The following is a 9,443-nucleotide window of genomic DNA, read 5'->3' as shown; positions in this document are numbered from 1 at the left end:
CCCGCCCCTCTACCTATCTCTTCCCCCGCAGCGGGTTGCGGGTCGGCGGGGGCCGGGCTCCGTCCCCGGCGGGGGCGCTCCCCCGAAGGGGAAGCGCGCCCGGCGTCGTTTTACGCGGGTGGGACTACCAGTCGCCCCCGCCGAAGTCGCCGCCACCGAAGTCGCCGCCGCCGCCGAAGTCACCCCAGCCGCCGCCGCCGAAGTCGCCGCCACCGCCGAAGTCGGTGCCGCTGTCGGCGACCCCCTGCTCGTAGCCGGCGCCGTAGCTGCCGTAGCCGCCGCCGAAGCCGCCGCTCAGCATGCTGCCCATCATCGTGCCGACGAGCATGCCGGTCATGACGTCGCCGAAGCCGCCGTAGTAGCCGTAGGCGTACGGCTGGTAGGCCGGTCCCGCGTCGTAGTACGGGCGGCGCTGGCCGTTGACCATGACCTCGCGCGTCTGGGGCTCGAAGCCGCGCTCGACGGCCTCGGCGTCGGCCGCGCAGGCGGGCACGTCGCGCAGCGCGCCGCCGGGCGGGGCCCAGCGCACGTCGCGGACGGAGGGCCCGTGCTGCGGGTTGAAGAAGCACGGGGAGCGTCGCTCGGGCAGCGGCTGGTGGTTGACGCGCGCCTTCACGCAGGCGAGGGCGTAGCGGCCCTCCTCCAGCGCGGTGGTCACGCCGCGGAGCTCGTCGGGGCGCTTGACCGCCGCGAGCTCCACCTTGGCCCGCTCGTAGGAGTCCAGGGCGCGCTGCCAGTCCTGCAGGTGGTCGGCGCCGTCGCCGAGCAGCTTGACGTCGGTGTCGAGGTCGGTGATCTCCTCACCGAACTTGGTGACGTCCTCGTCCACGGTCTGCTTGACCGCGGCCAGCTCGGCGGCCTCACGGATCTCGCGATCCTTCTTCTTCTTGCGGGAGTAGAAGAAGATGCCCGCGCCACCGGCCGCGGCCAGCACCAGGATGCCGACCAGCACGCCGGTGCTGGAGCCGCTGGAGGAGCTGGAGCTGGAGGAGTCGGAGGAGTTGGCGGGGGCGCCGCCGCCGATCCCCGCGTCGTTCGCCAGCTTGGTGAAGTTGATCACACTGTCGGTCGGGCTGTTGGTCTTGGCCCGTCCGAGCAGCTCGTCGACGTCGATGCCCTTGATGTTCGTGACGCCGAACGGGGTCCTGCCGCTCATCACCAGGACCGTCGACTTGGGACCGACGCCCTTAAGGACCGAGCTCAGCAGCGTCTTCGCCTGGGACTGGCTGCTGATCGAGCCTTCGGGCAGCAGCGCCACGTAGACGGAGGAAGTCTTCTCGGTGGCGCTGCGCATGGCGTCGACGGCATTGGCGGGCAGGCCCGCCGCGGGATCGGCGTAGAAGCGGTCCCCGTCCTTCAGCTCCGAGACGATCGCGCTGGGGTCTGGCGCCGCGGCGTGGGCCGCCGGGGCGAGCATGAAAACGGCCAGCAGCCCGGCGAACAGTGCCATGAGCATGGCACCGAAACGGCCTGGCGCGGTTCTAATCGTGGTCACGGCAGAAAGCCTCCTTCGTCCTGAAGACGAATGAGTGGACGGCAGAGTTCCTACATCCCGACCGTATCCTTTTCCGAACCGCGTCAGACGTCTACCCGGGCATCCGGTGTGTGATCGTCGTGCCACGGTCCGCGCGGGTCCGCGCACGCGAAGGCTCCAGCGAGGGTGGCCGGGGCTCCGGAGCCTGGCCCCGGCGCGATGTCCATGAATCCCCGCCGGATCTCCGGGGCGACCGGGACGGCATGCCGAAGCCGGTGAACGTGGGCGGACACCGCGCCGGGCGGGACCTCAGACGTCCTTGATCTCGCAGATCGTGGCGCCCGAGGTGACGGTCTGGCCGACCTGTGCCGCCAGTCCGGTGATGGTGCCGGCCTTGTGCGCGGCGAGCGGCTGCTCCATCTTCATCGCCTCCAGCACGACGATCGTGTCACCGGCCGCGACGGTGTCACCGTCGGCGGCGACGACCTTGACGATCGTGCCCTGCATCGGGCTGACCAGCGAGTCGCCGCTCGCGGCCTTCTTGGCCACCCCGCCGCCGCCCCGGCGCGGCGCCTTCGACGCCACGCCGCCCGAGCCGGGGTTCCCGGCGGCGAACCCCGCGGGGAGCACCACCTCCAGCCGCTTGCCGGCCACCTCGACGGTGATCCGCTGCCGCTCGCCCGGCTCCTCGGCCGCGCCGTGCTCTCCTGCGTACGGCGCGACCGTGTTGTCGAACTCGGTCTCGATCCATCGGGTGTGCACCGAGAACGGCTCGCCGGTGAACGCGGGATCGGCCACCACGGCACGGTGGAAGGGCAGCACGGTCGGCATGCCGTCGATCTCGAACTCGGCCAGCGCCCGGCGCGAGCGCTCCAGGGCCTGTGCCCTGCTGGCTCCGGTCACGATCAGCTTGGCGACCAGGGAGTCGAAGGACTGCGGGACGGTCATGCCGGCCTCGTAGCCGGCGTCCAGGCGCACCCCGGGGCCGGAGGGGGCGCTCATCCGCGTGATCGTGCCGGGGGCGGGCAGGAAGCCGCGCCCGGCGTCCTCGGCGTTGATCCGGAACTCGATCGAGTGGCCGCGCAGCACCGGGTCGCCGTAGCCCAGCTCCTCGCCGTCGGCGATGCGGAACATCTCCCGTACCAGGTCGACGCCGGCGACCTCCTCGGTCACCGGGTGCTCGACCTGCAGCCGGGTGTTGACCTCCAGGAAGGAGATCGTGCCGTCCTGGCCCACCAGGAACTCGCAGGTGCCGGCCCCGACGTAGCCCGCCTCGCGCAGGATCGCCTTGGAACTGGTGTAGAGCAGGTCGAGCTGCTCGGAGGTCAGGAAGGGGGCGGGTGCCTCCTCGACCAGCTTCTGGTGGCGGCGCTGCAGCGAGCAGTCACGGGTGGACACCACGACCACGTTGCCGTGGGTGTCGGCCAGGCACTGGGTCTCCACGTGCCGGGGACGGTCCAGGTAGCGCTCGACGAAGCACTCGCCCCTGCCGAACGCGGTGACCGCCTCGCGGACCGCGCTGTCGTACAGTTCGGGGATCTCCTCCGCGGTGCGCGCCACCTTCAGCCCGCGCCCGCCGCCTCCGTAGGCGGCCTTGATCGCGATCGGCAGGCCGTGCTCGGCGGCGAAGGCGACGACCTCCTCGCTCCCGGAGACCGGATCCTTGGTGCCGGCCACGAGCGGCGCGCCGACCTTCTGCGCGATGTGGCGGGCCTGCACCTTGTCGCCGAGCGCGGTGATCGCGGCCGGCGGCGGGCCGATCCAGGTCAGGCCGGCGTCGATGACCGCCTGGGCGAAGTCGGCGTTCTCGGCCAGGAAGCCGTAGCCGGGGTGTACGGCGTCCGCCCCGGTCTCCGCGGCGACCCGCAGCAGCTTGGTGATGTCGAGGTAGGTTTCCGCGGGCGTCTGGCCACCAAGGGCGTGCGCCTCGTCCGCGACCCGGACATGGAGTGCGTCCAGGTCCTGGTCGGAGTAGACGGCGACGCTGGCCAACCCGGCGTCCTTGCACGCGCGGGCGATTCGCACCGCGATCTCACCACGGTTGGCGATCAAGACCTTATGCACCGACGTCGTTCCCTTCAGGCGTGCGAACAGGGGGCTGGCGGGCCTCCAACGGAGTGTAAGCGGCGCTTGATGGCGAAACCGAGGGGGGTCCTACCTGCCCAGGTACGCGCCGCCGTTGACGTGCAGAACCTGCCCGGTCACGTGGCGTGCCTCGGCGGAGGCGACGAACCTCACGGTCTCGGCGACGTCGTCCGGGGTCCCGGCCCTGCCGTTTCTGGTGCCCTCGACCCTGCGGCGCACCCCCTCTTCGGTGAGACGGCCCCGGAAGAACTCGGTGTCCACGATCAGACCGGGGGAGACCACGTTGGCGGTGACGCCCCGCGGCCCCAGCTCGGCGGCCAGGTCGGCGGTCCACGCCTCCACGGCCGCCTTGGCCGCGCCGTAGGACCCGGAGCCGGTGCCCCTGGCCGCGATGGAACCGATCGTGATGATCCGGCCGCCCTCGGCGAGGCGCGGGATGAGCGCGCTGGTGACCAGTACGGCCGACATCAGGTTGGCGTTGAGGTTGGCCCACCAGCCCTCCGCCACGTCCATCAGGTCGTCGCCGGACGGCACGCGGTCCAGGTTGGTGTTCCCGCCCGCGTTGTTGACCAGCACGTCCACCCGCGCCGGCAGCCGTTCCAGCGCCTCGCCCACCGCCACCGGGTTGGCCGCGTTGAACGCCACATACGAGACGCCCAGCCGGTCGGCCGCCTCCTTGAGCACCTGCTCGCGCCGCCCGGTGACGGTCACCCGGTCGCCCTGCGCGGCGAACGCCGTCGCGATGGCGTAGCCGATCCCGGTGCCTCCGCCCGTCACCACAATCTCACGCACTGCCCATATCTCCTTGAATCACTAAAAATCAAGACAATGAAGAACGTTAGCCTCTCAGTGGGGAAGGGAACGTCCATAGCCGCTCGGTATATCCCGGATACCCCTGTGATCCGTACGCCTATCGTGATTTCGTTTGGTGACCAACCCCCGACACCGATCCGAAGGAGACTGGCATGAGCCAGAACTTGCTCGGCGGCAACCCCGCGGAAATGCAGCAGATGGCCACCCAGTTCACCCAGCAGGCCGACCAGGTCAGAGCCACCGTGGCCGCCCTTGACAGGGAGGCGGCGAAGGTCGGAACGGCCTGGACGGGGCCCGGCGCCCAGCGTTTCAGCGAGGCCTGGCAGAACTACCGCGCCGCTTTCCAGCGCATGTCCGAGGAGCTCGGCGAGGCTTCTCGGGTGATCAACACCTACCGCGGCAATATCGAGTCCGCCACGCGATAGGAAACGGCCCGCCGAAATGCCCCGGTTCTGGAAAGACCGGGGCATTTTCAGGTGATGGCCGCCTGAACGGGGGTCACCGAGCCCAGGGTCACCAGCAGGCCGCGTCCCGGGGGGCCGCCGACCGCGCCGCGGGGCAGCCGGACCGTGAACAGGTCGCCGTCGGCGGGGCTCTGGACCGAGAGCAGCAGGCCGGTGCGCCCCTTGCGGGTCTCGGCCGCGAAACCTCGGTAGGCGGTGGTCAGGTCGCCCGTGGTACCGCCGATGATCATGCCGTGCTCGCCGTCCCTGCCGCTCCGGAGCACCTGTTCGAGCGCGGTGCCCAGGGGGGAGTCCGGGGAGATCAGCTCGGCGTCGTCGACGATCACGACGTAGCGGTCCTGCCCCGCGACGGCCTCGTGCAGGTCACCGTTCGCGTCCAGCACGGCCAGCACGCCCGGGGTGTCCACCAGCGTGCACAGCGGGCTGCGCCGGGGAGTCACCAGGACCGTGGGGGTGCCCTGGGAGAGCAGGGAGTGGGTGGCGGTCAGCAGTGCCGTGGACCTGCCGGACCTGGGCGGCCCCGCGACGACCGCGCCGGGGCCGTGGGCGAGCAGGTCGACGCCGAGCGGGGCCAGCGAGTCGCCCCCGGCACCGAACAGCGCCCACAACGGCGACGGCGGCCGGAAGGAGGGCACCAGATCCAGGACCTGCGCCGCGGTGACGCGCATCGGCAGCGCGTCCACCCGCATCGGCGGGTCGGCGGTGATCTCCGGTGCCGACCGGGCCAGCGCCTGGAGCGCGGCGACCTGCGCCGGTCCCGAGGGGTCGTCGCAGAGCAGCGCGATCTGGCTCTCGGTCGTGCCGTACTCGCCGACGGACAGCGCGCGGCCCGGCGCGAGGGTCGTGGGCAGGTCCTTGACCGGCAGCCCGGCCAGGCCGTAGTCGGACGGGTCGGCCAGCCGCAGGATCAGCCGGTCGTCGAAGACCGTGGAGATCTGCCCGAGCAGCACGGACCTGTCACCGGTCACCACGGCCCGCAGCCCGACCGCGGGTCCCTCCCGCAGCAGCTGCATCAGCGAATCGATCAGCCGCCCGTAGTCGTAGCCCTCGAACGCGGCGACGAATCCCTCCCACCGGTCGAGCATCAGGACCAGCCACGGCAGCCGGGGGCCGTCCGTGCCGGCGCGCAGCTCGGCCAGTGAGGCGTACCCGGCCTCGGCGAGGAGTTGCTGGCGCCGCCCCACCTCCGCGCGGAGCCGGGCCAGCAGCCGATCCACCCGGTCGAGCTGGTCGCGCGTCACCACGGCACCGCAGTGCGGCATCGCCATCAGGGGCAGCAGCGCCCCCGAGCCGCAGTCGATCGCGTGCACGTGCACGTCGTCGGGGGAGGTCTGGCCGGCGATCGCCCCCGCGAGCGTGCGCAGCGCAGTGGACCGCCCGCTCCGCGAGGCGCCCGCGACGAGCAGGTGCCCTCCTCCCGCGAGGTCGAGCGCCAGTGCCCGCCGGTCCTGCGCCCAGGGCATGTCGGTGACCCCGAAGGCCAGCGGCGGCACCTCCTCGGCCCCCGCCCGGTAGGGCAGACCGGTGGACGGTGTGGAGAGGCCGGGGACGACCATGAGCTCGGGGAGCGGTTCGAGCCAGGGGCTCGGCTGCTCCGCGACTCCGGCGACGCGGGCCGCCTCGACGAGGGCGTCGGTGAGTACGGACAGGTCGGTGACGTGGCCTCCCTCGACTCCCGCGCGCGCCGGCCTGGGGCGTCCCAGAGCCTGCCAGCCGACCTCCGTCACCCGCACCCTGGCCTCGCCGCCCGAGACGCCGGGGCTCCGTCCGCCGATCCGCGCGGTCTGCACCGCCGTCGCCGCGCCCGCGCCCGACTTCACATAACACCGGCCGGGAGCGGACTTGGGGATGTACGAGGCGTCCGGGCGGTCGATGACGTCGGTGGACTCGGTGGCCTCGGTGACCCGCAGCGCGATCCGCAGGGACGTGTTGGCCTGGATGTCGGCGGTCACCACCCCGCCGGGGCGCTGGGTGGCGAGGATGAGGTGGATGCCGAGCGAGCGCCCCCGCCTGGCGATGTCGACCAGTCCGGTCATGAAGTCGGGCAGCTCGCTGACCATGGCCGCGAACTCGTCGATGACCAGCACCAGCCGGGGCAGCGGGGCCGGAGGCTCGGCGCGCCCGCGCAGCGGCCTGACCGGCGCGCCGCCCCCGGCGACGAGCAGGTCGCGGGAGGCGCGGGCGGTGCGGGCGTCGCGCAGCTCGTGGTAGTCCTCGATGTCCTTCGCTCCCACGGCCAGCAGCAGGCGCTCACGGCGGCGGATCTCGGCGGCCAGTGAGGCCAGGGCCCGCTGGGTCAGGTGGCCGTCGAGGTCGCTGACCATGCCCACCGTGTGCGGCAGCCGCACGCACTCCTTGAACGCGGCGCCGCCCTTGTAGTCGATCAGCACGAACGTCATCTCGTCCGGCCTGTTGGCCACCGCCAGCGAGCAGATCAGGGTCTGCAGCAGCTCCGACTTGCCCGCGCCGGTGGTGCCCGCGATGAGCGCGTGCGGTCCGTCCCTGCGCAGGTCGACCGAGAAAGGTCCCTCGGGGCCCACCCCCACCACGGCCTCGGTCGCCCGGCCCCAGCGCTCGGCCAGGGCCGCACCGGAGACGGAGGGCAGCTCCAGCAGGTCGAGCAGCCGCGCGGAGCCCGGCAGGGCGAGGCCGGCGTCGTCGCGGCTGACGTCGCGGATCGGCGCCAGCGAGCGGGCCAGCCGGTCACACCAGGCGGCCGTCACCTGGTCGGCCAGGATCTCGCCGAGGTCGTCCAGACCGCCGCCGCGCAGCCGCACGGTGCCGTCGGCCTGCATGGCGGCGACGGTGGCGCACTCCTCGGGCAGCAGCCGCTGGTCGCCGTCCACCGCCAGGGTGTAGACGCCCGCGCGGGGTCCCTGGCGCAGCACCTGGGGCATGCCCGGCAGCGCGCGCAGCACCTGCGCGCCGTCGAGCACCACCAGCACGTCGTAGGGGCGCTCGTCGTAGACGGGGGCGGCGTACGGCTGCTCGGACCCGCCACCCCCCAGATCGCCCCAGCCGGCCGGTACGCGGCCGAGCCTGGCCGCGGGCCCCGCGGCGGCGTCGTCGCCGAGGCGCTCGTCGATCAGCGCGGCCAGCTCGCTCACCCTGCGGGCCGCGGCCTCGGGGTCGGCGCCGACCAGGACCACGCAGTCCTCGCCGCCGCGCGGGGCGCAGTGCGGCAGCCACCGTACCCAGCTCCAGTGCTCCTCGCCGTCACCGTGCGCGGAGAGCACGACGATCGCCAGGTCGCGCGGGCTGTGCAGGGCGGCGGCCTGGCCGACCAGCCAGCGCGCCAGCCCGGCCGTCGTCTCCCTGGGCCCGGTCAGACCGGCGACGCCCAGGCGGCGCATGGCAAGTGCCACCGGTACCGCCTGGCAGGTGGGCGGGGCGGGCATCGGGGCGTCGGCCGGCGCGGAGCGCTCGGGGGTGAACTCCAGGTCGGCGGGGAGGTCGGCGAGGCCGACCCGGAGCCGCAGCGCGTCGGGGTCGTGGTCGCGCCGCTCCCAGAGCCGCCGCCGGGGGCCCGTCACGGTGAGCAGCACCTCGGCGGGGTCGGGCGCGGCGGCGCGGCGGGCGGTCTCGTCGTCGGCACGGGCGCGCTCCACGGCCGCCTCGAAGACCTTCAGCCGCTCCCGGTACTCCTTGAGCTGCCGGCGGTACTGCTTGCGGCCGTGCCGCCGGTCGCTCCACCACTGGCCGATCATGATCAGCGGTGTCATGAGCGCGAACAGCAGGAAGTACCACGTCTGGAGCGCCCAGGCCATGCCGAACCCCAGCGCCGCGGGCAGGAACGCGGTCAGCAGTTGCAGCCGCATGGTCTCGGCCCGCCTGGGCTCGGCCGGGACCTCGAAACGCCGCGCGCCGCCCGGCGGGCGGAACCTGGGCGGCCGGTTGTAGGCCAGGCCGCCGTCCGGCTGCGCGTCCAGGTGCGCGTCGGGCGGCTCCACCGCCTTGAGGGTCAGCACGCTGCCGCCGCAGCTCAGCAGGGCGTGCTCGGGCCAGGGCAGCGGACCTGCCAGCCGCTCGCGGTCGAGCAGGGCACCGGCCCTGTCCCCCGGTTCCCCCGGCTCCACGGTGATGGCGTCCGGGGTGAGCCGCACCACGGCGGCCAGCGCGGGCAGCCGGGGGTCGGACACGGCCACCGAGCAGGCGGGGTCGGAGCCGATGGTGTGCACGCCCAGGCTGAGGCGGTGCACCGACCCGGCGGCGGGCCCGCCGACCACCCGGATCTCCACGATCCCGCCGGGCTCCTCGGCGAGGGTGGCCATGGCGAGCGAGCGGTCGAGGGTGACCAGGTCGCCGTCGCGGAGCAGGCCGAGCGCGGGGGCGGCGGGGTCGAGGGGGCGGCCGTCCAGCCAGAGCGCCGGGGGCTCGGCCCCGGCCGAGTCGCGGCCCAGCCCGTACGGGGCCTTGCTGCGTGTCAGCCGCACCACGTTGCTCGGATGTTCGCCGCCCTGGCCCGCGAGTGACTCCGCGAGCCGTGCCACCGTGGTCGTCTCGTCGCCCTCGACCACGACATCGCGGTCGGCGTGCTCGCTGAGCACGGTGAGCATGATCCGCATCGACGCTCTCCTCGGGTCAGGCCCCGGATCCACCGTACAGAG

Annotated in this window: 5 protein-coding genes; 1 reads left to right on the top strand and 4 read right to left on the bottom strand. The window is 73.2% G+C overall.

Annotated features, from left to right (window positions below):
• Positions 1-124 precede the first annotated feature (124 nt).
• From ABT130_RS00850 to ABT130_RS00840, 3 genes are all read right to left on the bottom strand, one after another.
• Positions 125-1,495: a hypothetical protein gene (locus ABT130_RS00850; protein ID WP_350951729.1), complete on the bottom strand. Its 1,371-nt coding sequence runs from the start codon at positions 1,493-1,495 to the stop codon at positions 125-127.
• A 288-nt stretch (positions 1,496-1,783) separates the two neighbouring features.
• A complete protein-coding gene (locus ABT130_RS00845) occupies positions 1,784-3,538 on the bottom strand; it encodes an acetyl/propionyl/methylcrotonyl-CoA carboxylase subunit alpha (protein ID WP_350911815.1) in 1,755 nt (584 codons plus the stop codon).
• Positions 3,539-3,628: 90 nt separating this feature from the next.
• Positions 3,629-4,351 carry an SDR family NAD(P)-dependent oxidoreductase gene (locus ABT130_RS00840; protein ID WP_350951727.1) on the bottom strand — a complete coding sequence of 241 codons (723 nt, stop codon included), beginning with the start codon at positions 4,349-4,351 and terminating at the stop codon, positions 3,629-3,631.
• 173 nt (positions 4,352-4,524) lie between these two features.
• Here ABT130_RS00840 and ABT130_RS00835 point away from each other — a divergent pair, with 173 nt between their 5' ends.
• Entirely contained in the window at positions 4,525-4,797 is a 273-nt protein-coding gene (locus ABT130_RS00835) for a WXG100 family type VII secretion target (protein ID WP_030907662.1), read from the top strand.
• A 47-nt stretch (positions 4,798-4,844) separates the two neighbouring features.
• Here the strand turns inward: ABT130_RS00835 and ABT130_RS00830 are convergent, their stop codons facing one another.
• A complete protein-coding gene (locus tag ABT130_RS00830; RefSeq protein ID WP_350951725.1) occupies positions 4,845-9,401 on the bottom strand; it encodes a type VII secretion EssC family protein in 4,557 nt (1,518 codons plus the stop codon).
• Between the last annotated feature and the right edge of the window lie 42 nt (positions 9,402-9,443).

The organism is Streptosporangium sp. NPDC001681 (assembly GCF_040298085.1).
Classification (GTDB): Bacteria; Actinomycetota; Actinomycetes; order Streptosporangiales; family Streptosporangiaceae; genus Streptosporangium.
This window is presented reverse-complemented; position numbering and strand designations above follow the sequence as displayed.